At 65.9% G+C, this 25815-nt stretch carries 20 protein-coding genes; 11 read left to right on the top strand and 9 right to left on the bottom strand.

Features of this window, described 5'->3' with window-relative positions; all coding sequences use genetic code 11:
* Positions 1 to 13: 13 nt before the first annotated feature.
* On the top strand, positions 14 to 1021 hold the full coding sequence (locus AC06E9_RS15720; RefSeq protein WP_152153630.1) for a LacI family DNA-binding transcriptional regulator: 1008 nt from the start codon (positions 14 to 16) through the stop codon (positions 1019 to 1021).
* A gap of 117 nt (positions 1022 to 1138) precedes the next feature.
* On the opposite strand, the gene AC06E9_RS15715 is transcribed toward AC06E9_RS15720, so the two are convergent.
* A complete protein-coding gene (locus tag AC06E9_RS15715; RefSeq protein ID WP_462091015.1) occupies positions 1139 to 2374 on the bottom strand; it encodes an MFS transporter in 1236 nt (411 codons plus the stop codon).
* A gap of 20 nt (positions 2375 to 2394) precedes the next feature.
* Positions 2395 to 2814: a hypothetical protein gene (locus tag AC06E9_RS15710; RefSeq protein ID WP_478050389.1), complete on the bottom strand. Its 420-nt coding sequence runs from the start codon at positions 2812 to 2814 to the stop codon at positions 2395 to 2397.
* 520 nt (positions 2815 to 3334) lie between these two features.
* On the opposite strand from AC06E9_RS15710, the gene AC06E9_RS15705 reads away from it, so the two are divergent.
* Positions 3335 to 4360, top strand: coding sequence for an AI-2E family transporter (locus AC06E9_RS15705; protein WP_121043289.1), 1026 nt, complete (start codon positions 3335 to 3337; stop codon positions 4358 to 4360).
* A gap of 13 nt (positions 4361 to 4373) precedes the next feature.
* Here AC06E9_RS15705 and AC06E9_RS15700 read toward each other — a convergent pair whose 3' ends face one another.
* Positions 4374 to 6419 (bottom strand): TonB-dependent receptor, encoded by a 2046-nt coding sequence (locus AC06E9_RS15700; RefSeq protein ID WP_478056375.1) that lies wholly within the window; start codon positions 6417 to 6419, stop codon positions 4374 to 4376.
* 391 nt (positions 6420 to 6810) lie between these two features.
* Between AC06E9_RS15700 and AC06E9_RS15695 the strand changes: the two genes are divergently transcribed.
* The 6 genes from AC06E9_RS15695 (at position 6811) to AC06E9_RS15670 (ending at position 12297) form a co-directional block, all read left to right on the top strand.
* Entirely contained in the window at positions 6811 to 7935 is a 1125-nt protein-coding gene (locus tag AC06E9_RS15695; RefSeq protein ID WP_478056374.1) for a metallophosphoesterase, read from the top strand.
* Between the two features lie 123 nt (positions 7936 to 8058).
* Positions 8059 to 8493 (top strand): pyridoxamine 5'-phosphate oxidase family protein, encoded by a 435-nt coding sequence (locus tag AC06E9_RS15690; RefSeq protein WP_478056373.1) that lies wholly within the window; start codon positions 8059 to 8061, stop codon positions 8491 to 8493.
* A 3-nt stretch (positions 8494 to 8496) separates the two neighbouring features.
* Complete coding sequence (locus AC06E9_RS15685; protein WP_121043302.1) at positions 8497 to 9252, top strand: DUF72 domain-containing protein; 756 nt, start codon at positions 8497 to 8499, stop codon at positions 9250 to 9252.
* On the top strand, positions 9245 to 10057 hold the full coding sequence (locus tag AC06E9_RS15680; RefSeq protein WP_478056372.1) for a DNA-formamidopyrimidine glycosylase family protein: 813 nt from the start codon (positions 9245 to 9247) through the stop codon (positions 10055 to 10057). The genes AC06E9_RS15685 and AC06E9_RS15680 overlap by 8 nt, the downstream gene beginning before the upstream one ends.
* 120 nt (positions 10058 to 10177) lie before the next feature.
* On the top strand, positions 10178 to 10855 hold the full coding sequence (locus AC06E9_RS15675; protein ID WP_121043308.1) for a class I SAM-dependent methyltransferase: 678 nt from the start codon (positions 10178 to 10180) through the stop codon (positions 10853 to 10855).
* A 215-nt stretch (positions 10856 to 11070) separates the two neighbouring features.
* Positions 11071 to 12297 carry an MFS transporter gene (locus tag AC06E9_RS15670; protein WP_461770926.1) on the top strand — a complete coding sequence of 409 codons (1227 nt, stop codon included), beginning with the start codon at positions 11071 to 11073 and terminating at the stop codon, positions 12295 to 12297.
* A 146-nt stretch (positions 12298 to 12443) separates the two neighbouring features.
* Here AC06E9_RS15670 and AC06E9_RS15665 read toward each other — a convergent pair whose 3' ends face one another.
* From AC06E9_RS15665 to AC06E9_RS15650, 4 genes are all read right to left on the bottom strand, one after another.
* Positions 12444 to 14645: a TonB-dependent siderophore receptor gene (locus AC06E9_RS15665; protein ID WP_478056371.1), complete on the bottom strand. Its 2202-nt coding sequence runs from the start codon at positions 14643 to 14645 to the stop codon at positions 12444 to 12446.
* 189 nt (positions 14646 to 14834) lie between these two features.
* Complete coding sequence (gene mqo, locus AC06E9_RS15660) at positions 14835 to 16526, bottom strand: malate dehydrogenase (quinone) (RefSeq protein WP_478056370.1); 1692 nt, start codon at positions 16524 to 16526, stop codon at positions 14835 to 14837.
* Positions 16527 to 16678: 152 nt separating this feature from the next.
* The gene (locus tag AC06E9_RS15655) at positions 16679 to 17263 is read right to left on the bottom strand and encodes a hypothetical protein (RefSeq protein ID WP_461770490.1); all 585 of its coding nucleotides are present in this window, start codon (positions 17261 to 17263) and stop codon (positions 16679 to 16681) included.
* Between the two features lie 82 nt (positions 17264 to 17345).
* Entirely contained in the window at positions 17346 to 18251 is a 906-nt protein-coding gene (locus AC06E9_RS15650) for a LysR family transcriptional regulator ArgP (RefSeq protein WP_121043332.1), read from the bottom strand.
* 134 nt (positions 18252 to 18385) lie between these two features.
* Here AC06E9_RS15650 and AC06E9_RS15645 point away from each other — a divergent pair, with 134 nt between their 5' ends.
* The 3 genes from AC06E9_RS15645 (at position 18386) to AC06E9_RS15635 (ending at position 22706) form a co-directional block, all read left to right on the top strand.
* Complete coding sequence (locus AC06E9_RS15645) at positions 18386 to 19021, top strand: LysE/ArgO family amino acid transporter (protein WP_121043335.1); 636 nt, start codon at positions 18386 to 18388, stop codon at positions 19019 to 19021.
* 105 nt (positions 19022 to 19126) lie between these two features.
* Entirely contained in the window at positions 19127 to 21091 is a 1965-nt protein-coding gene (locus tag AC06E9_RS15640) for an alpha/beta hydrolase family protein (protein ID WP_478056369.1), read from the top strand.
* Positions 21092 to 21302: 211 nt separating this feature from the next.
* Positions 21303 to 22706 carry a hypothetical protein gene (locus tag AC06E9_RS15635; protein WP_478056368.1) on the top strand — a complete coding sequence of 468 codons (1404 nt, stop codon included), beginning with the start codon at positions 21303 to 21305 and terminating at the stop codon, positions 22704 to 22706.
* Between the two features lie 14 nt (positions 22707 to 22720).
* Here the strand turns inward: AC06E9_RS15635 and AC06E9_RS15630 are convergent, their stop codons facing one another.
* Both AC06E9_RS15630 and AC06E9_RS15625 read right to left on the bottom strand, forming a co-directional pair.
* Complete coding sequence (locus AC06E9_RS15630) at positions 22721 to 24496, bottom strand: peptide MFS transporter (RefSeq protein ID WP_478056367.1); 1776 nt, start codon at positions 24494 to 24496, stop codon at positions 22721 to 22723.
* Positions 24497 to 24652: 156 nt separating this feature from the next.
* Positions 24653 to 25804: an acetyltransferase domain-containing protein gene (locus AC06E9_RS15625; RefSeq protein WP_478056366.1), complete on the bottom strand. Its 1152-nt coding sequence runs from the start codon at positions 25802 to 25804 to the stop codon at positions 24653 to 24655.
* Positions 25805 to 25815 lie beyond the last annotated feature (11 nt).

Raw genomic sequence — 25815 nt, 5'->3', positions numbered from 1 at the left:
AAGAGGTAACGCCATGGCCACCATCTACGACATCGCAAAGCACGTCGGTGTTTCCGCCGGCACGGTGTCGCGGGCGCTGTCCCGGCCGGAAAAAGTCCTGCCGGCCACGCGCGCGCGCATCGAACAGGCGGCGTCGGCGCTGGGCTATGTCCCCAACACGGTTGCCCGGACACTCAAGACCCAGCGCAGCGGCAAGATCCTGGTCACCGTGCCGGACATCGCCAATCCGTTCTTCGCCCAGATCCTGCAGGGCGCGGAGGACGCGGCGCAGGCCGTTGGCTACGCTGTCCTGCTCGGCGATACCCAGAACCGGCCCGAGCGCGAGGAGCGCTACGCACAGATGCTCCGGCGCAACGAGGCCGATGGCCTGATCGTGCTGGGCCATCGCCTGCCGCCGACGGCGCGCGAGATCGTCCAGCAGCGCGGCGCCGCCGCGCCGGTGGTCAACGGATGCGAATTCGATCCCGCGCTGGGCATCCCCAGCGTCCACATCGACAACGCGGCCGCCGCGCGCGCCGTGATGGAACACCTGTACGGGCTGGGGCACGAGCGGATCGCCGTGGTCGGTGGGCCGCGCGACAATCCTCTGCACCAGCAACGACTGGAAGGCGTCCGGACCGCTGCCAAGGCGCGTGGCCGCCTGCGCCAGTTGAGCGTCGTGCCGGGCGACTTCACCATCGAATCCGGGCACGCGGCCGGGATGTCGCTGTTGACGCGCGCGCCCGTGCCGACGGCGGTGTTCTGTTTCAGCGACCAGATGGCACTGGGCGTCCTGGCGGCCTGCCGGGATCTGGGCATCCGGGTGCCGGGTGATCTGTCCGTCGTCGGCTTCGACGACCTGGCATCGTCGCGTTACCTCACGCCTCCGCTGACGACCATCAGGCAACCGATGCGGGAGATCGGTGCCCGCGCGGTCAACCTGCTGCTCGCGATCATCGAACGTGTCGATGTGCCGCTTCAGCAGACGCTGGATTTCAGTTTGATGCTGCGGGGCTCGACTGCCTCGCCCGGGCGGAGGTGAGGGCAGTCCGGTGCCTGGCACCCCGACGCGCCGGTTGGTCGAAGCGGCGGGGCAACGTGTCCATCCCCGGTGCCGGTGGCACCGCAGCCTCAGCAGCCATGCACCCAATCGATTCCATTACGCAGGTGCGTCTGCAACGGGCTCCTTGCAGACGAAGTACGCGTAGTAGGCAATGACGCATGCCACCGCTGAGATTATCACGACCGAAGCATAGCTCCAGCGGATGGAAACATGGGCGCCGGCTCCGCCGACCAGGCCATACATGACGAGTATGAGAGCGCTGGAGACCGCGTTGGCCGCAGTCTGTACACGCCCCTGCATCCCCTTCTCGGTAAGCCGCTGCGCGGCGGTCGTCACCACAGGCCAGGCGGCCAGACAGGTGCCGATCACAAAGTAGAGGAAGAATGCCTTCCAGAACGAACTGGTCAGGGCAAAGATCGCAAAAGAGAGGGCCATTACAAGCGTCGCGGCCACCAGCGCAGGACCATAACCCCACCGCGTGGCGGCAGCCGGGAGGACGAACGCCCCTATCACGGCACCTGCCGACAGCGACGCTTCGATTGCACCAAACTGGCCTGAACTGAGATCCAGCACCACCTTGGCGAACGGCGCAAGCAGGATGCTTGTCGTCATCAGAGTGACGTAAACAAGCATCTGTATGCTGTATAGCAGTACCAGCCTATGCTCTCCCAGCAGGTAGCGGACGCCGTCACGGGTGTCCTGCCAGTAGCTGCCCTTGCTAATTGGATCGCAGCGGAACTCCAGGTGTTCCTTGCGCACGAACAGCATGCAGAGAAATGCCGCTGCGAAAAGGCCCGCGGTTATCAGCAGCACCGTCGCCGGTGAAGCGACCATCATGAGTGCTCCGCTGATAGGCATGCCGACGATGAAACCAACCTCGAATGCGATGTCAACCGTGGAATTGGCATGCAGCAGCCTGCTGTCGTCGACCAGCTCACGGACCATGGCCAGCAGGGCTGGTGTGTACAGGGCAGCACAGGAACCCATCACGAACGCCAGAGCCATCAGCGCAGCAACGCCCGGGTGCCTGATGTAGAGTGCAGCGGCAGCAACAAGGGCAACCACGCGCAGGATCTTCGTCGCCATGACGATGTGACGTCTGTCCACCCGGTCGACCAGCAGGCCGATTGCGGGGGCAAGAAGCAGGGAGGGCAGCCAGAAACAGACCATCAGTCCCGCCAGTGCGGATACGGATGCGTGTTGGTTTACGACCGTCCACGACATGGTAAGCAGCACCATGCCAGCGCCGATGTTCGCCAACAGGCAGCTGACTATGACCCAGCGCACGGCGGGGATACCCAGAAGCGCCATCCGCGCGGTCAAGTGGTTCATTCGTTGCTCCTGCATGGCGTTCAAGAAGGGGTGTGGGCAACATCCAGGACGAAGCCGTCGAGGATCCGTTGCATGCGCTCCTGGACCTCGGCAGACGTCCGTCCTTCGACCTGCACGTAGCCGGCGCAGAATCCGGACGATCGCTTCGGTTGAATGCAATCGCCGATCGCAACGTTCATCTGGCAGCTGAGCACGCCGGGATAGGCCATGAGTTCCCGTGCTGTCGACAACCGGGTCACAACGCCAGCAACCGCCGGCAGCAGAAGATCGCCAACAGCGCTGTCACGCGTGTAAACCAGTTCGGGGTGCCGCCCTACATAGGTATCCATGATCGCGTGCAGAAGATCAAAGCCATACGCGTGGCCATGATTGAGTGGCACTTCGCAGCCCCTCAACCGTGCGGCGATCTCGCTCATGAAGAACCGGCCGTCGTCAGTCATGAAGAGATCAGATGGCCGCGATGGCGGCGGCGATTACAGCGAAGGTGGGATCTTCAGGCGTGCCATCGGCTTGATTGAGCGCTGGATGGCGTTCTGCCGTTGTGCCAAATGTGGTCTCGTTGCGAGACGGTCAATCGGATGGTGCGAAGTGTGCATGGTCGACATCGTGGTGATTCCATCAGTCATCGATACAGCTCCTTGCTTGCTTCTCGAAACACTAACATGGTGACCTGCGCCGGGGCCAAGATGGTGGTCTCATTTCTGATCGCTGAATCGTATTGAATGACGTACTCCAGCGCCTTGAAGAGATAGCACACAGCATCATCTGCACCGTTGAATGTGGGCGAGGCGCCGGGGATTCTGCAGCCGAAGTGGCCTGCTTAATGTGCTCGATGCAGACAGCCATCGAGCTCGGGCCGACGCTGCGCGATGGCGGCGAGCTGAACCCGTTCGCGTGGGCCTGCGCAGTTTCTTGATGGCGCTGGGCAGTACCATGGGCCACCCGTCAGGATGCGCCCGCATGTCCATAGTGATCCCCGCGTTGCCCAAGCCGCCCACCGCCCGCATCGCGGCCTGGTTGCTGATGCTGCTGGGCATGTGGCTGACCTTGAAACTCGGGCTGGTGGTGACCCTGCTGTCGGGCCTGCTGGTGTTCCACCTGACCCATCTGCTGGCCTCCACCGTCGAGGGCAAGTTGCCGCCCGGGCGCGCACGGGCCTATTCGGTGATCGTGCTGTCAGCGTTGATCATCGGCGCGCTGACCCTGGCGGCGATCGGCATCGCCTCGTTCTTCCGCAACGAGACCGGTGGGCCGGATGCGCTGTTGATGCGTCTGATGGACATCCTCAACACCTCCCGCCACCAGGTGCCGGACCTGCTGCAGCCCTATATCCCGGAAGACCTGCAGGCGCTGCGCACGGCGATGAACGACTGGGCGGCGACCCACCGCCAGCAGCTCGGTATCGCCGGCACGTCGGCCGTGCAGATCAGCGTGCGGATCCTGATCGGCATGGTGCTGGGTGCGATGATCGCGCTCTACGACGAGCTGCCGCTGCCGAAGATGGGGCCATTGGCGCAGGAGCTGATCGGCCGCACCAGCCGCATGGCCACGGCGTTCCGGCAGGTGGTGTTTGCCCAGGTGAAGATCTCCCTGCTCAATACGCTGTTCACCGCCATCTTCCTGCTCGGGGTGCTGCCGCTGTTCGGTGTGCATCTGCCGCTGTCCAAGACGCTGGTGCTGATCACCTTCCTCGCCGGCCTGCTGCCGGTGGTGGGCAACATCATCTCCAACACGGTCATCACCATCGTCGCGCTGTCGGTGTCGTTCTACGTGGCCGTGGTCGCGCTGCTGTACCTGGTGGTCATCCACAAGCTGGAGTATTTCCTCAACGCGCGCATCGTCGGAGGGGAGATCCAGGCACGTGCGTGGGAACTGCTGCTCGCCATGCTGGTGATGGAAGCCGCGTTCGGGCTGCCAGGGCTGGTCGCGGCGCCCGTGTTCTACGCCTACATCAAGCGCGAACTGCTGGATCAGCGCTGGATCTGAGGGGCGGGCTGCCCTACAGCTTCAGGTTCAACGACACGTAGGCCGCGCGCCCCGGTGCGGGTGAGAACATCGGCTGGTCATCGCCGCCCCAGAAGAAGTTGTCGTACCACGCATACGCGTACTCGCGGCCGGTCAGGTTCTTCACCTGCACATCCACGCTCAGCCGCTCGGACAGCTGATACGACGCGCTGGCATCGAGCACCGCGAAGGCGCCGAACGTGCCCTGCGTGTTGCGCTCTTCAATGTAATAGTCACCCTGCATCCGGCCCTGCAGGCCGAAGGTCCAACGATCGTTGGCGCGGTAGTCCACGCCGATGTTGCTGATGTAGCGCGGCGTGGCGATGACTTCGTTGCCGGCCAGAGCGGTACCGTCGGTGGTGAAGGCGCTGACCACCTTGGCCTGCTGGATGGCGTGCGAGCCCCACAGCGTCCACTGCTCGCCCAGGCGCGTGGTGACCTGCAGGTCGACGCCTTCGCGACGGGTCTGGCCCAGGCCGACCGAGGTGCCGGTGGCGGGCATGTTGGCGACCTCGTCGGTGGCATCCTGGCGCCACACCGCGATGCGCGCGTCGGTGCCGACAGCCGGGGTGAACTTGATGCCCACCTCCTTGCCGGTATTGATCGAGGGCCGGAAGGTCGCCTGGCCGGCGGTGAGGTAGGCCGGTGCGGTGGAGCCGGTCAGTACCTGGAACGTCCTGCCCCAGTTGGCATAGACGTTCAGGGCCGGAGTGATCGCATAGACCACGCTCAGCTTGGGCTGCTCGATCGTGCCGTAGTGCTGCAGCGGGGCGGTGATGCCACCGGGCAGGCGGGTGCTGCCGGAGAAGCGGTCGACGCGGTAGGCCGGCACGATCTTCAGGGCAGGGGTGGGCTGATACACGGCCTGCACGTAAGCACCGAGGTTGTCCAGGGAATAGCGGTCATCGTTCTGGATCCGCGCCGGGGTCGAGAAGTCGGTCGGGACGGCGTGGTTGTAGCGCAGGCGGCGATAGGTGTTGTCCTGATGCTCGGCGTTGAGACCGGCCTCGACGGTGAGCGCAGGCGTGGCCGCCCAGGTCAGCGTGCTAAGCAGGCCGGTCTGTTTCTCGTCCCACTGGCGGCGCTGGCGCGGCGCGTTGCCGGGCACGTAGCCGGTGAAGGTCACCTGCCGATCGTCCTCGTAGCGGTTGTAGTACAGCTTGTTGCTGACATGCACGGTGTCACTCAGCTGCAGGTCCAGATGGGTGCTGAGATGGCGCATGTCGCGGTCGTCGAGATCGTTGGCATTCTTGAGCGCGGATCCGCGGCGGTCAGTGGCCAACTCTTCAGCCGTCATGAAGCCGGGCTCGTCCGCCTCGTGGTGGTACACCCGTGCGATCAGGCCGATGGTGAACAGGTCCTCGCCGCCGCTGTAGAACCACTTGCCGCCGAGCGAGTACTTCTTCGAGCGGTCATGGTCGCGGTAGCCATCGGAGGCCTGTGAGGCCAGGAAGTAGTTCTGGGCGACACCGTCCGCTTCGCGACCGATCGCGACCTGCGCTTCGCGGGTGTTGTAGCTGCCGTAGGTGAGTCGCGCATCGGTGTAGTTGCCGCCCTGGCGGGTGCCGAGGTTGATGTTGCCGCCGATGTTGTGCAGGCCGTAGCGCGGGTCGTTGGTGCCGCGCACGACTTCGATGTAGTCGATGTCCAGCGGGAACACCATGTCGATGAAGCGCTGGTTGCCGCTGTTGACGTTGCTGGGGATGCCGTCGATCAGGATCTTGATGCCGTTGAGGTAGCCCTCGCCATTGAACGCGCGGAAGGTGGCCTTGCCGGATTCCGCGCCCTGGCGGGTTTCGGTCAGCTGCATGCCCGGCATCTGGCCAAGCAGTTCCCAGCTGTTGGAGACGTTCTTCTCATGCACCTGGTCGCCGCCCAGCACATCCACCGAGGTCAGCACGCGGTTCGCGACGAGGGGACGGCGGGAGCCTTCCCGCACGTGCACGCTGCCCAGCGTGATTGCCGCATCGCTGGACTGCGCGCGCGCTTCGCCGGCGCACAGGGTCGCCAGCACGGCGGACACCATTGCCTTGGTTCTCATCTCTTTGTGCCTTTCAGTAGCCGTGAGGACAGGGGTAGCGCAAGCCGACAGAAGTCGCTCGCTGAGGGGACCAGGGTGCTAGAAAAGCAATAATATAACATTGCATTGATGTTCGCTTCCCCTGAGTTCTGCACCCGTCGCGCCATCGATCTGCACGAGGGCGAAACGATCCACGCGACCGCATCAAGGCATTGATCCGCGCCGCGATCGCGCGCAACCGGGCAGCGAAGCCCCTTGCCGCTGCAGCGCGTGCGAAGGCAAGCCAGCGCTCTGCCTGAATCATCACGACCTCCTGCACTGGAACACGCCGCGCGATTCGGCAACGATAAAGGGCTGGGCGAGGCGGCAGCGATGCGGCAGGCCCATTCCCCCACGTTTCCAGGATGTGCCTGTGCTGAGTGTGATCGGCTGTTTGCTCGCGTTGTATCTGGTGTGGCGCGTGATCTGGCCGCTGCGGCTGTCGCGTCCGGTGCGGATCGTACTGGGCCTGCTCGTGGTCGCACTGGCGCTGCACCACCGGATCGTGGCCCAGTTCGCCGGGACCATGGCCTCGCCCGAGATTCCCACGGCGATGATCGCGGTGCTCGCGACCGGCTTCACCACGCTGCTGATCAGTGCGGTGTTCGTGCTGGTGCTGGATGCGCTGCTGCTCATCGCGCGCCTGGTCCGGGCGCAGCGCGTGCTGCCGATGCTGCGCGCGGCGTGGCTGCGCCCTGCAGCGGGCACGTTGGCGCTGCTGCTGTCCGCCTACGGCATCTGGCAGGGCATGGCGGTTCCCAAGCCGCGGCAGATCGAGGTCGCCATCGACGGGCTGCCGGCCGCGTTCGACGGCTACCGCGTGCTGCAGCTCACCGACATCCACGCCAGCCGCCTGCTCACCGGTGCCTGGGTGGAGAAAGTGGTCACCCAGAGCAATGCCCTGCATCCGGATCTGGTGGTGATCACCGGGGATCTGATCGACGGCAGCGTCAGCGCCCGCGCCAACGATTTCGCGCCTCTGGCCAGTCTGCACGCGCCCGATGGCGTCATCGCGATCACCGGCAATCATGAGTATTACGCGCAGTACGCCGAGTGGATGCAGGCCTTTCGCGGGCAGGGCATGCAGGTGCTGGAGAACACCCACACGCAGGTCCAGCGTGACGGTGCGACGCTGACCATCGCCGGTGTCACCGATCCGGTGGCCGCGCGCTACGGCCTGCCAATGCCGGACCTGACCGCCACACTGGCCGGCGCGGACCCGCAGGCGCCGGTGATCCTGCTCGACCATCGTCCGGTGGAGGCACGCGCGAATGCCGCGAAGGGCGTCGCGCTGCAGCTCTCCGGCCACACCCACGGCGGCCACATCCTCGGCATGGACCAGCTGGTCAAGCGCGCCAATGGCGGCTTTGTGTCCGGGCGCTATGAGGTGAATGGCATGACCTTGTATGTCAGCAACGGTGCCGGGTTGTGGCCGGGCTTCGCGGCGCGTATCGGCGTGCCGTCCGAGATCACCCTGATCACGCTGCGATCGCGCTGATGGTGTGCGGATGCGTGCCCGATGAGGATCACCTCATGTGAAATTTCCGCCAGTGGCTGTGCATGCCTCGGTCACCGGGCAGCGCGGAGGCTGGGCGCACGAGCCCTGACCTGCGGAGATTCCATGACCACTCTGACCCTGCCCGAACTGGCCAAGAAGATGGCCGGCATCGATTTCGCGATGCTGCAGACCCACACCGCCAGCGGCGAGATCGCCGGCCGGCCGATGAGCAACAACGGTGACGTGGACTACGACGGCGACAGTTATTTCTTCGCCTTCGACAGTGCCGACATGGTGGCCGAGATCGAACGCGACCCGAAAGTGGCGCTGTCCTTCACCGGCAGCAAATCGCTGCTGGGCAAGCCGCCGTTGTTCGTGGCCGTGGAAGGCCATGCCACGCTCAGCCGCGACCGCGCGATCCTTCAGGCGCATTGGGTCCCGGACCTGGAACGCTGGTTCAAGCAGGGCGTGGATACGCCCGGCATCGTGCTGATCCAGGTCAAGGCGACCCGCATCCACTACTGGTCGGGCGAGGACGACGGCGAGATCCGCCTGTAAGCGATGCCTGCCTCGTCGATCAAGATCGGATGCGCAGGCTGGTCGATTCCCAGCCGTTACGCCGCATTGACCGGCGCGGGCGAGAGCATGCTCGCGCGCTACGCAACGCGGTTCCCGGTGGTTGAGATCAACTCCTCTTTCTATCGGCCGCACCAGCAGCGCACGTATGAACGCTGGGCGGCGAGCGTGCCGGCCACGTTCCGGTTCTCGGTGAAGCTGCCCAAGGCCATCTCGCATGAGGCAGCGCTGCGCGGTTGCGGCCCGGCGCTGGAGCGCTTCCTTGAGGAGACGGCCGGCCTGGGTCGCACGCTGGGCGGGCTGCTGCTGCAGCTGCCGCCGAGCCATGCCTTCGATGCGCGGGTGGCGGCCGGCTTCTTCGGCATGCTGCGGCGTCGCACCGATGTGCGCGTGGTCTGCGAGCCACGCCACACCACCTGGTTCACACCGCAGGCCGACGCGATGCTGCAGCGGCATGCGATCGGGCGTGTCGGCGCGGACCCTGCGCGAGTTCCCGAGGCCGCCCAGCCGGGCGGTGACGCCGGATGGCGCTACTGGCGATGGCATGGCGCGCCACGCATGTACTACAGCGACTATGACGACGCAGCACTGCGGGAGTTGGCCAGGACGGTTGCTGCGCGGACAGCAGGTGCGCGCTGGGTGATCTTCGACAACACCGCCCATGGGTTCGCCATCGCCAATGCGTCCCGGCTGCAGGACATCCTGAGCGGCGCTACCCTCCAGGAGCCCGGACATGCCTGAAGGTCCCTCCATCGTCATCCTGCGTGAGGCCGCCGCCAAGTTCCGCGGCAAGACCGTGCGCCTGGCCACCGGCAACAGTTCGTTGGACCTGACCCGCATGGAAGGGCGGCGGGTGGTGGCGCTGCGCAGCTGGGGCAAGCACTTCCTGATCGAGTTCCGCGGCTTCAGCCTGCGCGTGCACATGCTGATGTTCGGCAGCTACCGCATCGATGAGCGCAAGCCGTCGCCACCGCGGGTGTCGCTGCAGTTCGACAACGGCGAGCTCAACATCTATGCCTCGTCGGTGAAGTACATCGAAGGCGCGCTGGAGGACACCTACGACTGGCGCGGGGATGTGATGAACCTGGCCTGGGATCCCGGGCTGGCGCGCAGGAAGCTCAAGCAGCAGCCGGAAACGTTGATCTGCGACGCGCTGCTGGACCAGGACCTCTTTGCCGGCGTCGGCAACATCATCAAGAACGAGGTGCTGTTCCGCACGCGTGTGCATCCCGAATCCACGGTCGGCGCGCTGCCACCGCGCAAGCTGGGCGAGATCATCAAACAGGCGCGACAGTACAGCTTCGATTTCCTGGACTGGAAGCAGCAGTTCGTCCTGCGCCAGCACTGGCTGGTCCACACCAAACGGACCTGCCCCCACTGCGGCGGCCCCCTCAGCAAGACCTACCCGGGCACGACCCGGCGGCGGACGTTTTTCTGCCCGGTGTGCCAGGTGCGCCATGGCGCCGCGCCTGCCGGGTGCAAGGCCGCGCCGAACGCACGCAAGGCGTCCCCGAGGCGTTCAGCCAGGTCCTCGCCCATGGCGTAGGATGGGTCCACACGCACGTACGCGCGTCCTGCGCGATCGACACCTGATCGCCTTCGCTCCTTTCTCAGAGTCCTTCATGCCGCCAGCGGAATGAAGGCTCCCGTGTCCCACGGAGCGCTCATGCCGGGCTATACCACCCGCATTCTCACCATCCCGGTCGGCGGTCACGACTTCCGTATCCGCGCGCTCAGCGATCTGCAGCAGTTTTCCGATCCCACCGGACGCGCCCAGCGGGCCGGCATCCACTCCTCGCTGTGGAGCCTGTTCGGTCAGATCTGGCCGGCCGGCCGCGCGCTGGCCGATACCATGAGCCACTTCGATGTGACCGGTAAGCGGATCCTGGAGCTGGGCTGCGGGCTGGGCCTGTCCAGCCTGGTGCTGGCCCATCGCGGCGCGGATGTCGTGGCGACCGACCACCATCCACTGGCCGAATCCTTCCTGGCCTACAACGCCGGCCTCAACGACCTGCCCGCGGTGACCTACCGTGACCTGCCCTGGGAGGTCCCTGACGGTTCGCTGGGGCGCTTCGATCTGATCATCGGCAGCGACATCCTCTACGAACGGGGGCATGCCCATCAGATCGCGGCGATGATGCTGCGGCACGCCAAGCCCGATGCCGAGCTGCTGATCACCGATCCCGGCCGCGGCAACGTGGGGTCGTTCTCGCGTGGCATGGCCCTGCAGGGCTTCGATGTGACCGAGGAACTGGGGCTGTTCGAGGATGAAGGCAATGCGCCGGGCAACGGCCGCCTGCTGAGCTATCGGCGGGGTGCGGTGCGGCCGGCGGCCGTGGCCTGAGCGCAGGCAGGGCGTGTTGCGACACGACCGCTCTGCTGTGACGCGGCGTGCAGATCGACTGGCGTAGGCTGTCGCCGTCCAGATGCGGCCCAGGCGGCCGGGAGTCCCTCGATGCGATCTCGTCCACTGCCGCGCCGCGAAGGCCTGCGTGTTTTCAGGATGCAGGCTTGAGCACGGCCGCCACCGCGCCCACTGCGCGCCCGCAGACGCGCTCGATGATCATCGCCGGTCTCTCCACGGTGGTGGAGTGGTACGACTTCACCCTTTACCTGTATCTGGCCACGGTGCTGTCGCGCGTGTTCTTCGGCGGCGGCGAGAACGCGCTGCTGGCTACCCTGGCCGGGTTTGCGGTGTCGTATCTGATGCGGCCCCTGGGGGCGCTGGTGTTCGGCCATCTCGGCGACCGTTTCGGGCGGCGCTACATGCTGCTGGCCTCGATGTTGCTGATGACCGTGGCGATGCTCGCCACCGCGCTGCTGCCCACCTTCGAGAGCATCGGCGCCGCTGCCGGTGTGCTGCTGTTGCTGCTGCGCTGCCTGATGGCCTTTTCGGTGGGCGGCGAGTACACGGGCGTGGTCGCCTATCTGCTGGAAACCGCACCCGTGCGCAGGCGCGGGCTGGTGACCTCATTGGCGTCGGCCGCGAGCGAAGTGGGGGCCCTGCTGGCGGTGGCGTTGTCAGCGCTGACCGTCGCGCTGCTGAGCACGGCGCAGCTGGATGGCTGGGGCTGGCGGATTCCGTTTTTCGTCGGTGCGGCGCTGGCCGGTGCGATCCTGCTGGCGCGCTCGACCATGCACGAGTCGCCCGAGTTCGAGCGGCAGCAAGCCGAGGGTACCGTGCCGGCGTCGCCGATCCGCGATACCTGGCGGCATCACAAGCCCGCGATTGCGCGCACCTTTGCCATCTCCGCACTGGGCTCGATCACTTATTACGTCGGCATTACCTATGTGCCCGCGTTCCTCGGTTCGGTGGGGCAGGTGAGTGAGTCGGAGGCGTTGTGGCTGTCCACGGTCGCGGCGGTGGCAGTGATCGTGGTGACACCACTGGCCGGTGCGCTGTCCGACCGGATCGGGCGTCGCCCGGTGTTGATCGCGTTGGCCGCGCTGTCGGCGCTGCTGCCGTTGACGATGTTCTCGGTGATGGCCGGCGGCAGCACCGTGGCGATCGGGCTGGCGGCGGTGGTGCTGGCGTGTCTGGCCGGTGGGGTGAGTGCGGTGGCGGCCCCTGCCACGGCCGAGCAGTTCCCCGGCGAAGGGCGCCTCAGCGGGCTGGCACTGGGCGTCACCATGGCCACGGCGTTCTTCGGTGGCGCGACGCCGTTGCTGGCCGAACTGCTGGTGCGGCATACCGGCTGGTCGTCGGCCCCCGGGGCGATGATCGCCGTGGTGGCGGTACTGGTGCTGCCGGTGATGTGGACGCTGCGCGAGACGCGACCCAGGTAGTGCCGGCCGCTGGCCGGCTCCACGCAATGCCGGGTCTTCGAGGAGCCGGCCAGCGGCCGGCACTACCGGTATACGGTGGGTTGCACAAAACAGAACAGGCCGCCCGAAGGCGACCCGTTCGTTCAACACAGCGATGTCGTCAGGCCTCAGTACTTCCAGCGCAGGCTCAATGCGACAAAGCGCGGCTCGCCGTAGTTGTTGTAATCCAGGTTGGCCCAATAGGTCTTGTCCAGCGCATTGCGCACGCTCAACGTCGCCGTCCAGCTGTCGCTGATGCGGTAGTTGGCGTTGAACTGCACCAGCGCATACGCAGGCTGGTTCACCGTCACCGTGCCGCCGAGCGGATAGGGGACGTTGTAGCCCTGCACCTTGCTCTGCCACTGCACGCCGGCACCCACGCTCAGGCGCTCCAGTGCACCGCGCAGCCGCACCTGGGTGTTGAGCTGCAGCAGATCTTCGGCCGGGTTGGCGTACAGCAGATCGGTGGCGGCACGGGTCACCTTGACGTGGGTGAAGCCGGCATTGACGGTCCAGCCCGGCAGGATCTCGCCGTTGACGTCCACTTCCCAGCCGCGTGACTTGGTCCCGTTGATGCCGATATAGGCAGAACTGCCGTCGCTGAGCGAGCGCTCCGGCACGCTCGTGTCGAGCACCGCGTAGTTGTCCTGCTTGGCCTCGAACACCGCGGCATTGGCGGTCAGGCGGCCATCGAGCCACTGCGACTTGATGCCCGCTTCCAGATTCGAACCTTCCACCGGCGCCAGCAGGTTTTCGTTGCGGTCCTTGAAGTTCTGCGGGTTGAAGATTTCGGTGTAGCTGGCATATGCCGCCACCTGCGGGGTGATGTCGTATACCAGTCCCACATAGGGCGTGACTTCATCCGTCACTTTGTAGGCGCCGCTGGTGCCGGTGTATGCGCCGGCCGCGTTGTAGGAACGGGACAGCGTTTCCCAGCGGCTCAGGCGCGCGCCGGCAATCAAGGCCAGCGGATCGGCCAGGCGCAGGCGGGTGGCCACGTAGACGCCGCTCTGGGTGGTCTTGGCGACGCGGCGTGCGCCGGTGCGCGCGTAGGTCACCTCGGAGATGTCGCCATCCCACGTGCGGATATCCGGGATGTAATAGCAGCGCTCGGTCCCGCAACGTGCCCAGTCGGTGGGATAGCGCAGCGCGATGGTGTTGGTGGTGCCTTCCAGATCCGCCCACTGCCCCCCCACGGTCAGGTCGTGCTCGCGGCCGAACAGGGAGAACGTGCCGCTCAGGTAGGCATCCACGTTGCGGCGGGTGTCTTCGGAATCGCCGGCGGCGGTGCGCAGGAAGATGCCCGCACCGGTGGCCGGATCCGGGTAGCCACTGCCGTACACGCGCACGTTCTGCACGTTACCCTGGGTGTAGGCGGTGTTGATCTTCAGCAGCCAGTTCTCACCGAAGCGCTGCTCCAGGTTGGCGAAGGCGGTGCTGGTCTCGCGCTGCCAGTAGCTCCACTTCGGCGCGACGTTGGTCGAGCGCGGCAGATGGGCGAAGTCGCCCTGGCTGTTGAAGAACGGCACGGTGCCCCAGGTCGAGCCGACCGGATTGTTGTCCTGGGTCTGGTAGCCCACGGTCAGCGTGGTGCTGTCGGTCAGGTCACCTTCCAGCACGGCCATGCCGGCCATCTTGTTCTCGTGGTAGCGGTCGTAATACAGATCGCGGTCGGTGTAGGCGGCAACCACGCGGCTGCGGAAACGGCCGTCAGCGGTCAACGGCGCGGTCACGTCGGCTTCCATGCGCTGGTAGTCCCAGCTGCCGGCGCTGACCGAGAAGGAGGCATCGAACTCCTTGCCCGGGCGCTTGCGCAGCAGGTTGACCGTCGCCGATGGCACACCGGCGCCGCTGAGCAGGCCGTTGGCGCCGCGGATCACTTCGACGCGATCGTAGAAGGCGGTGTCGTATTCCTGGTTGGTCGAGCCGCTGTAGGTGGGGATGCCGTCCACCTGGAAATCGGTGATGGCGAAGCCGCGTGCGTAGTACAACGGACGCTGGGTGTCGTAGAAGGAGACGCTGACGCCGGTGACGTTGCGCATGACATCGTTGATGCTGAACAGCGATTCGTCCTGCAGGCGCTGCAGGCCGATCGAGGTAGCCGACTGCGGGGTTTCCTGCAGGCTGATCGGCAGCCGCGTGGTGCTCGACGGCGCGGCCCGTGCACCCACCACGCTGACCTTGTCCAGCGTCTTGGCATCGGCATTGCTGCCGGCGTCTGCCGGCGCATCGGCGAAGGCCTGCGGGGCGGTCAGCACCAGCACGGAAAGCAGGGCCAGGCCCAGCGGGGCACGGCGGGGAAGGCGAAGCGAAGCAGCGCAGGCGTACATGCGGGTCTCGTGATGATCTGGGGGCGTGGCCGGGCCCCAAGCCCGGCGGGGTGCAAATGTAAAGCGTTCTCATTCGCTTTACAAATACTGAACATTCAGATTGTCCAGGCCCCCAGAACGCAACCGGCCACCGCAAGGGTGGCCGGAGGGAAACCGTGGCGGAGGCGCGAAGGCCCCGCCGGTGCAGGCTTACAGCGCCTGCAGTTCTTCGTTGGCGTTGCGCTTGGCCTCGGCCGGCTTGGCGGCCGGCGGCGGGGTCAGCATCACCGCCGGGCTGGTCTCGACCGGCACCTCCAGGTACGGCAGCTTCAGGGTCTCGCTGGTCAGGCGGCGGATCTCATTGGTCAGCGCCGGGCTGTCGTTGAGCTTGCGGCCGTACGACGGGACGATCTGCTTCAGGCGCGCTTCCCAGCCGGCCGCCATCTGCTCGGGGAAGGCTTTCTTGAGCAGGTCCAGCATGATCGGCGGCGAGGTCGAGGCACCCGGCGAGGCGCCGAGCAGGGCGGCCAGGGTGTGGTCCTGGTCGGTCACGATCTCGGTACCGAACTGCAGGATCGCGCCCTTTTCCGGGTCCTTCTTGATGATCTGCACGCGCTGGCCGGCGGTGACCAGCTTCCAGTCCTCGCGCTTGGCGTGGGGGAAGTACTTGACCAGTTCGGCCTGGCGGTCGTCATCGTTCAGACGTGCCTGGCCCATCAGGTACTTCACCAGGTCCAGATTCTCCAGGCCCACGTCCATCATGCCGGCTACGTTGTTGTGGTTGACCGAGGAATACAGGTCGAACCACGAGCCGTGCTTGAGGAACTTGGTGCTGTACAGCGCGAACGGCCCGAACAGCACCACCGGCTTGCCATCCAGCTTGCGCGCATCCAGATGCGGCACCGACATCGGCGGCGAGCCGGTTTCGGCCATGCCGTAGGCTTTGACCGAATGCCGGTTGGCGATCGCCGGGTCCTGGAAGGCCAGGAACTGGCCACCGACCGGGAAGCCGGCGTAGTTCTTCGATTCCGGAATGCCCGACAGCTGCAGCAGCTTGAGCGCGGCACCACCGGCACCGATGAACACGAAACGCGACTTGACCGTGGTCTCGTTGTCGGACTTCAGGTCCTTGACGGTCACGTTCCAGCTCTTGTCATCGTTCTGGCGCAGCGCGCGCACTTCATGGTTGAGGTGCAGTTTGAAGTTCGGGCTGCGTTCCAGGCCCGCGGTCAGCTGGCGGGTGATCACGCCAAAGTTGACGTCGGTGCCCAGCGGCATCCAGGTGGCGGCGACCTTCTGCTTCGGGTCGCGGCCTTCCATCAACAGCGGCGCCCACTGCGTGATCTGCGCGGGATCCTCGGAGTACTGCATGCCGTAGAACAGCGGGTTCTTGACCAGCGCCTGCTGACGCTTGTGCAGGTAGGCGATGTTCTCATCACCCCAGACGAAGCTCATGTGCGGGGTCGGGTTGATGAAATCGCTGGGCTGGCTCAGGCGGCCTTCGCGGATCTGGTGCGACCAGAACTGGCGCGAGATCTCGAACTGCTCGGCGATGCCGACCGCACGCTTGGTCTCGATGCTGCCGTCGGGAAGTTCCGGGGTGTAGTTCAGCTCGGCGAACGCGGAATGACCGGTACCGGCATTGTTCCTGCCGTCCGAGCTTTCCAGCGCGACTCCGTCCAGGCGCTCATAGACCTGGATGTTCCAGTCTGGCTGCAGCTCCTGCAGGAACGTGGCGAGCGTGATGCTCATGATGCCGCCGCCGACCAGGACGACGTCGACCGGCTTGTCGTTGCCGGCAGCCGGGACCGAACGCTGATGCAGCGGCCAGTACAGGAACAGTGCCGCTGCCAACAGCAACACCACGAACAGGCCGAGGACGACCTTCGCTAGTTTTTTCATGGGGATCTCAGGTAGGGAGACATGGGAAGGATGCCGCCGCTGCCGGGAACGCCCGTGAAGACGGGCGTCACAGCGGTACCTTGACCGCAATTTTAGCCCTTTCCGGTACGGATTTGGTGCAACGCAGCATCCGGTGGGTGTGCCAGGCCGGGTCAGTCGCTGGCCAAGGTGAAGTATTCAAGGAGGAAATAGCTGGCTTGATAGGCCAGCGCTATCAGGGCCAGGGCCAGGTGGGCGCGGCGTTGGCGCAGGGCGATGCCCAGCCCGGCAATGGCCAGCATCACCACCGTGTGGACCCAGTAGGCATCGCCGAGCATCTGCCAGCGGCTGTGACCCTTGATGGCGGTATCGACCAGATCCAGCAGCGTGACCAGCGCCAGCATCCCGAAGAAGCCACCGCGCCGCTGCAGCAGGTAGTTTTCATAGCTGCCGAACTCGCGCACATCGTCCGGAAACAGCAGGACGCAGAGCAGGTACCAGGCGGCGCAGTAGGCGATCACGAACAGATACAACTCGAAGGTCCACTGCCGGACCTCCCCCAGGCGGAATTCCCACCACCAGAAGGTCACCACCGAGATCAGCGCCCAGACCACCCAGCACAGGTGGATCCACGACCAGCCGCGGCGCTGGGGGTGCTCGATGATCCCCGCCAGCCCGCGCAGCAGGGTGGTGATGCTCAGGCCGAGGATGATGCTGAGCACCACGCGGATATGCAGGTAGACCGGATCTGTGTCCATCGACGTGCCCGCGGCTGGAATGCGCCGATGCTGCAACGGGGCGGGTCGTCAGGTCGTGTAGGGCGGCTCTACCGGTCGGGGCTTACCGCTTCTTGCGCACCAGCGTCGCCGAGGCCGCCAGCACCGCCCGGGTCAGCAGCGCCATCGTCTGCACATCGCCCTTCCAGTGCTGCCAGTACAGCGGCACGTCTTCCCAGGCGCGCTGTTTCATGTGCACCAGCCGGCCTGCCTCCAGGTGGCGTTTGACCAGCGGCAGCGGGTTCATGGTCCAGCCCAGCCCGCCGAGGTTGGCCTGCACGAACGCGCGGGTGGAGGGAATCCACCAGGTCGGCGCGGTCAGCGGCAGGTCGTTGCCGGCCAGGCGGCGGGCGAACCGCGCCTGCATGTCGTCCTTGCGGTTGAACACCAGCACCGGCGCCTGGGCCAGCGACTGCGCGTTGACGCCCTTGGCGAAGTGCTGCTCATGGAAGGCCGGGGTGCAGGTGGCGGCGTAGCGGATGCTGCCCAGCGCATGGATCTGGCAGCCCTGCACGGGCTCATCCAGCGTGGTCACGGCGCCCAGCACGGCCCCTTGCCGGAGCAGGGCCACGGTGTGGTCCTGGTCTTCCGAGCGCAGGTCCAGCGTGGTGCCGGTCTGCCGCGCGAACTGCAGGGCAGCCTCGGGGAACCAGGTTTCCAGGCTGTCGTGGTTGACCGCCACCGGGATGCTGGCATGGGGCAGGTCCTCATCGGCGATGCCCATCCGGTGCAGGGCATCGTGCTCGAGCAGGGCGGTCTGCTCGGCCAGCTGCACCAGCACCTGGCCTTCGGTGGTGGCCACCGCCGGCGAAGAGCGTTTGACCAGCAGGCGGCCGACCCGGTCCTCCAGCGCCTTGACCCGCTGGGAGACCGCCGAGGCCGTGACATTGAGCGACTGCGCGGCACGGTCGAAGCTGCCTTCGCGGATCACCGCCGCCAAGGCGCGGAGCTGGGCATGGTCGATGCGCATGATCTTAAGTTCCGCTAAAGATGGTTAAGTAAGTTTAGCTCTACTTTTTAATGTTGCGGCGCGACAATACGCGCCATCCGGTGCTGTACGCCTTGGCGAGGCACCGCCCCCCAGCAAGACACAGGTGGTATCCCATGTTTTCCATCCTTTCCGGCGGCGCCGGGCTGAGCGCGTGGCTCAGTGGTGCCGCAACCGGCATCGGCCTGTTCGCGGTGGTCGGCGCGCAGAGCGCGTTCATCCTGCGCCAGGGCATCCTGCGCAAGCACATCATTCCGGTGGTGGCGACCTGCGCGGCCATCGATGGCATCTTCATCTTCGCCAGCGTGGCGGGCCTGCGCACGCTGACCCAGGCGCTGCCGTGGCTCACCACCGTGGTCCTGTGGGGCGGTGTCGCCTTCCTGGCCTGGTACGCGTGGCAGTCGGCGCGGCGCGCGCTGGCCGGTGGCGGTGGCATGCACGTGGACGACGGCGACAGCACCTCCCGCCGCGCGGTGCTGATCTCGGCGGTCGGGTTCTCGCTGATCAACCCGCATTTCTGGCTGGACATGATGGTCATCGGCGGCATCGCCGAGAACTTCGGCAACGCGCGCATGGCGTTCGCGGCCGGCGTGTTCACCGCCAGCTGCCTGTGGCTGACCGCCCAGGGCCTGGGCGCGCGCCTGCTGGCCCCGCTGTTCACCAAGCCCAAAACCTGGCGCATCCTCGACGGCACCATCGCGGTGATCCTGTCGATCCTGGCGCTCAGCCTCGCGTTCCGCGGCATGCATTGAACTCTCTCCTCGATGCAGGTCCTGGAAATGGCACCGTTCGCGGTGCCATTTTTTTTGCCTAGAATCGCCGTTCCGGACATGAGGTCCGATGCAGCAGGGAAAAGGATGAGGCACGTTCAGGGGTTGGGGTTGCTGGTGTTGCTGGCCATCACGGGCCAGGCCGGCGCGGTGGATCTGGAGCGCTACCTGCGCCGGGATGCCTTCACCGATATCAAGATTTCGCCGAACGGCGACTACTACGCGGCGACCGTGCCGATGGAAGATCGCACCGCCCTGGCGATTCTGCGCAGAAATGGGGGTGAGGTGGTGGGCTCGTTCGTGCCACCCAGGAACAATCACGCCAACCATTTCGACTGGGTCAGTGGAGAGCGCGTGCTGATCGGCCTGGCCGAAAAGCATGGTTCTCTGGACCAGCCGCGGATGACCGGTGAGCTGTATGCCATGAACGCCAACGGCGGGCGCGGCGAACTGCTGGTCGGCTACCGCGTGCAGGGAAACGGCCCGGGTACCCGCATCCAGCAGAAAAAAGTGGAGGCCGTGGCGGCGTTCCTCGCTGATGACCTGCCTGCGGACGACCGCAACGTGCTGGTCACGATCTGGCCGTTCAACGATGACCCGTTCACCCGTGCCGATCGGCTCGATGTCACCACCGGCCGCCGTCAGACCGTGGCGCGCTCGCCCGTGCGTCGCGCCGATTTCGTCACCGACAACCAGGGCCAGGTACGTTTCGCGCACGGCGCGGGAGCCGACAACGTCAACAAGCTGTATTACCGCGAAGGGTCGGGCACGACCTGGAAGCTCGTCAACGATGAAGCACTGAACGGGCGTATCGAAACGGCGATTGGTTTTTCCGAAGATGGTCGGCTGGCGTACTTCAATACCGAGATGCCGCAGGGGCCCGATGCCATCGTGTCCTGGGACCCGGTGACCGACGAGCGCAAGCTCGTGCTCCGCGATCCCGTGGTGGATGTGCACAAGTACATCTACCGGCCGGGCACATCCATCCCGGTGGGGGCGCTGTACCTGGGTGACACGCCGCGCACCCGCTTCTTCGACGAAAAGGGCCCCGATGCCCGTCTGTATCGCAGCCTGGAGGCCGCATTTGGTGGTGATGCGGTGTTCATCACTTCCAGCACCCGTGATGGCAGGCAGCTGATGGTCGAGGCGTGGTCGGGGCGCAACCCGGGCGACTTCTACATCTTCGACAATGAGGCAAAGAAGGCCGACCACGTCATCAGCCGCAGCAGCTGGATCGACCCGGCCGCGACTGCCGTGGTGCGTCCGGTGGCTCTCAAAGCGCGTGATGGGCTTGCCCTGCACGGCTACCTGACGGTGCCGGGTAACGGCAATGCCAACAGGCAGCCGATGGTGGTGATCCCGCACGGGGGGCCTTACGGTCCGTTCGATACCGGCGGCTACGACCCGGTCAGCCAGATGCTCGCTGACGCGGGTTATGCAGTGCTGCAGATCAACTTCCGTGGATCGGGCAATTACGGGCGCGCGCATCGGTCTGCTGGCGCCCGCGAGTGGGGCGGCACCATGCAGGACGATCTCACCGATGCAACCCGCTGGGCCATCAGCGAGGGAATTGCCGATGCCTCGCGGATCTGCATCTATGGCGCCAGTTATGGCGGCTACGCGGCGATGATGGGCGCTGCGAAGGAGCCCGGTCTGTACCGTTGTGCGGCCGGGTATGTCGGTGTCTATGACCTGCCGATCATGTTCACCACCGGCGACATCCAGCGGCGTGGTTCTGGTGAAAACTATCTCAAGGAATGGATCGGTGACCGGCAGCAACTGGCTGCCGTATCGCCGGTGAATCTGGCCGACCGCATCAAGGTGCCGGTATTCCTCGCTGCCGGTGGCGAAGACGAACGCGCCCCGATCCAGCACACCAGGCGGATGGAAGCGGCGTTGAGGAAAGCCGGCGTGCCGGTGGAGGCGCTGTACTACCCTACCGAAGGCCACGGCTTCTACACCGATCCGCATCGCCGTGAGTACTACACCAAGCTGCTGGCGTTCCTGTCGCGCCACATCGGAGGGCAGGCGGCCAACGCCGTGCAGCCCTGACCGCATCGTTGGGCTTAAGAAGACAACGGCACCGTGAGGTGCCGTTGTTGTGTGTGGGGAGGGCTGAACGCGGCAGATTGCAAGTTGTTGCATGGTGCCCGGGCGCGACCCTGCGGGATGCTGGGCAGCTCTCCCTTCGGGTCTTTCCAGCATGCGGCGCTACCTCTCCTCAACGTCCCACCTGCGGCCTTTTTCGTGCTGGTCAGCGCGTTTGCTGCTTGTTCTGTTTTGCAATCCCTCCCGTGCGACCGATATCGATGACGGTCTGCAGTTGACGGTGGATCAGGCGCTCATGATCGCAGTGCTCTCCGGCGAGGTGGACGAGAGGGCGATCCGGTTGCACGGGTTGATGCGGGGCAGCGAGCCCGTGGGGCCATTGAGCGAGCCCGACGCCGCGGTACTTCATCACACCGTCCAGTTACTGACAATGGGCAAGCTGATGACCGAAAATGTTGTCGCATTTGCGTACGGCAACCGGCTTGAGGGCACAGCGGCAGGTCGTCTACTGGCGGCATCGCCAGCATGGGGATTCGCCGGCGATGGCGCTCGTTGCCTGGCACAGGACGTCCGGCGCGAGCCTGTTGATGGCGCACCTGCCGCCGCCGCATCCACCGATAGGGTGGGCTATCGCGTCCAGTACGTTTGCATCGCACCACATATGCACAAGAGTCGTGCGCTTGCACAGCTGATGACGGCTGTCGTGCAGGGACAGGCCGTACCATCGGTAGATGCACTGGAGCGGTCGATGTTGGCCGGCGAGCGCCGCGACGCGACCCGGCCTTGGTCTATCAGCGGCAGTCTCTCCTTGTCCAGCGATGCACACGGACGTAACTGGACGAGCAGTGGTGCCGTCGTGGGCGAACAACTGCTGGCGGAAATGGAGGTGCCGCCGACTGTGTGGATGCCGATGCCGGTGTCGCAGGCCGAATCGGTGCGCATGGCGGTGCGGGAACTGATGCAGCGCATGCAGGTTGCCGGAGAAGCGTCGGCAGACCTGCAGGATGCGATCGCCGCGCACCTCCTGCTGAGCTTTCCGGAAGTGTTGTGGGGTGCCGTGCGCGAGGACGTCACCGGGTTCGCGCGCGCAGTTGCCCGCCGCGCGGCCACGGCCGAATGTCGGGTGCAGGAGGTGCAGCAGGGGGAGGACCGGTATGAAGCGCACACCGTTCGCCTGGCGCAGGCAGCCTTGACATGCACGTTGCCCGCGCTGGAGTGGACGCTTGCACCTCTCGATGCCCACGGTAGTGATGCGACCGCCTTGGCGACACGCTATCGCCAGTTCCTTCAGCGCGCGGCGGAAACGATTGCCACGTCACCTGCCCATGTGGCCGCAACTGCAGTGGACCTTCAGCAGGTGCCCGGACCGAATGGCGACGCATGGCACGCCGAGCCAGGTGCTTTGCCCAAGCTGCTGCTGGAGGGCATCCTGCCCGCGCCGTTGGTGAAAGAACTCGGCGGCCTGGCCCTGAACGCAGATGCGCTCCATCCGGATATGCGTTTCGAGCATCTTGACGGGCGCAATCTGGACGAGTCTGGACGCGTGCTTGTGCGCCGTTTCCTTTATCAGCTGCGCGCGGCCAATGCGCAGAATGAGGTGACACTGCCGGAGCGCTGATTGCCGCGGTTCGGCTACTTCACCCCGTGCATCATCTTCTTCAGCAGCGGCGAGCAGATCAGCGCCACCGCCGCGCAGCCCAAGCCGATCCACATCAGCAGCCAGAACAGGTGTTCGTAGCTGGCGGCAGCGTTGGCGATATCCATGGTCTGGCCTTCCGGCACCTCGATCGCGGCGAGCTTGCCGAACAGCGCCGCCAGCGTTTCCGAGAACGCAGTGGCCAGGAACCAGGTGCCCATCATCAGGCTGACGACGCGCGGTGCGGCGAGCTGCGTGACCGCCGACAAGCCGACCGGTGACAGGCACATTTCGCCGATCTCCAGGATCAGATACGCCAGCACCAGCCACCACACGCTGGCCATCTGCCCGGTCGCGCCGACGTGCTGGGCGGCCAGGGCCAAGGGCACGAACGAGAGTGCGGCGAAGATCAGCCCGATCGACGATTTGATCGGCTTGGACGGATCCATGCGGCGACGGTCCAGCCACGCCCACAGCATCGCAAACAGCGGCGCGAGTACGACCAGGAACAGGCCGCCGAGGTAGGTCAGCGAGCCGGCGGTCTGCGGGATCACCAGGCAGTCGCGGATCAGCATCACCAGCATCGCCGCCACAATAGCGATGAACAGGTTGCGGGGCGCGGACGAACCCGGGTTTCGCTCCGACAGGCGCGCGGCCACCACGAAGCCCAGCGGCGCCAGCAGCAGCGAGGCGATCGACCAGGGCAGCGGGGTGCCGCCCTGGATCACCAGCGACGGCACCAGATCCTTGGTCAGCAGGCGATCGGTAAAGGTCACCCAGGAGCCGTAGGTCTGCTCGTACAGGGTGAAGAACACCAGAGCCATGAAGATCAGCGCCATCAGCGCGATCATCTGCTGGCGCTGCACCGGCGTGCAGCGGGTACCGGTGAACCAGGCGAACCAGACCAGCACGCCGCCGAGCACGACGATCATCAGCATCAGTGCCAGGCTGATTTCACCGCCGAGCGCGAACGCGCCGTTGGCCGCGGCCCACATCAAGGCAGCGACGGGGATTACGCCGAGCACGGCCACCGCATAGATCAGCCATTCGCGACGGATGCCGAGCACGCGCTGGCGCAGCGCCGGAAGGTCGGACGGTTCGGCGTGGCCCTGCAGATACTTCTGGCCCCACAGTAACATGCCCAGCCCGATCACCATGCCGATACCGGCCGCGCCGAAGCCGTACTTCCAGCCATAGGCTTCGCCGAGGAAGCCGCACACCAGCGAGGCGAACAGCGCGCCCAGATTGATGCCGGCGTAGAACAGCGAGAAGCCCGAATCGCGGCGGGGATCGTTCTCCGGGTAGAGCTTGCCGACGATGGTGGAGATGTTCGGCTTGAGGAAGCCCACGCCCATGATGATCAGGGCCAGCGAGAGGTAGGTGATGCCCAGGGCCGCGTCATCGCGTACCACGGCGCCGTCAATGCGGACCGCCGCTTGGCCTTCGAACGCCATGCCCAGATGCCCGAGCACCAGCAGCACGCCACCGAACACCACCGCCTTGCGCATGCCCAGCCAGCGGTCGGCGAGCAGACCGCCGAACACCGGGATGCAGTAGACCAGGCCACCGTAGGCACCGAGCAGGTCCAGCCCGGCCTTGTCGCCGAACAGGTGGTACTTGGTGAGATACAGCAGCAACAGCGCCTTCATGCCGTAGAACGAGAACCGCTCCCACATCTCGGTGAAGAAGCAGATGTAGACGCCCTTGGGATGGCCGAGGAAGTCGTCGGTAGCGGGGGAGGTTGCGGCGGCGGGCAGGGCGGCTGCGGTCATCGAGGGATCAGGCAGGGCGGACAAGGGGGCGAGTATAGGCCCGGGGTGACGGTGTATCCGTGCCGGGTCTGGCCGCTCCGCCGTCGGGGTGCCGGCCGCTCCGCTGTCGTAGTGCCGGCCGTTGGCCGGCAGCCTCAGCAGCCCGGCATCGCTCGCCTACAGATAGCGAAGCCACGCCAGATCCCGCCGCCGCGCCTTGAACCGCGCGAACGCTCTGGTCGGCCAGTACAGCGCCAAGGCCAGCAGCGCGGTGATCACCCACAGGCTCGCCACATGGTCCACGGCGAAATACGCGCCGTGGGTGTGTCCCCAGCGTGCTTCGGCCAGCACGTACAGCAGCTTCAGCACGTACAGGTGCAGCAGGTAAAAGAACATCGGTGCCGCGCCGATGTCGGCCAGCGGCGCCAGCGCCCGGGCCACGCGCGGCGGCTCGTACAGGCGCAGCAACAGCAGGCCGATACCCAGGGTCAGCAGCAGGAACAGCAGCGAAGGCGGGTACTTGGTGATGTTGAAGACGCTCATCAGCGTGCTGCCCAGCGTGGCCGAGGACTGCCACGGGCTGTCGCCGTAGAGGTTCACCGCTCGCAGGATGAGGAACGCCAGCAGCGCACCGGCGCCGGCCCTCCACAGGCGGCGCTGGCGCAGGAGCGCATCGCCACCGCGCGCGAACCACGGGCCGATCACCCAGCCCAGTGCAATGACGCCGATCCACGGCAGCACCGGGTAGGAGGTGCGCAGGCGCAGCCCGTCGGTCACGGTGATCCAGTCGCGCTGGTGCAGCACCTTCCACAGCACGGCCAGCGCCCCGTCGCCCTGCACGCGGATGCCATCGAGCAGGTTGTGCCCGGCGATCACGGCCAGCGCCAGCACCGCCAGCGCCCCGCGTGGCAGCCACAGCAGCCCGGCCAGCGCGATCATGCTGATGCCGATCGCCCAGATCACCTGCAGGTACATCACGCTGGGCGGGAACTGCAGCGTCCACGCGAAGTTGACCACCAGCAGCTCCAGCACCACCAGGAACAGGCCGCGCTTGAGCAGGAAGGCCGACGCGGCCCGGCGCCCATCCGGCTTGCCACTGGCGTACAACCAGGCCGACAGGCCGGTCAGCAGCACGAACACCGGCGCGCACAGATGCGCCAGCAGCCGGCTGACGAACAGCGCCGGCTCGACCTGGTCGACCGCCATCGGGTCGCCGACCTGCTGGTGCATGTAGAAGGTTTCTCGCACGTGGTCGAGCAGCATCAGTACGATCACGGTGCCGCGCAGCTGGTCGATGGAGGTCAGGCGGGAGGTGGGGGAATGCGTCACAGCAGCGCCGG

Source organism: Stenotrophomonas sp. Steno-Z10-BAI, assembly GCF_056393115.1.
The sequence above is the reverse complement of the archived record's forward strand: the minus strand, read 5'-3'. Positions and strand labels throughout refer to the sequence as shown.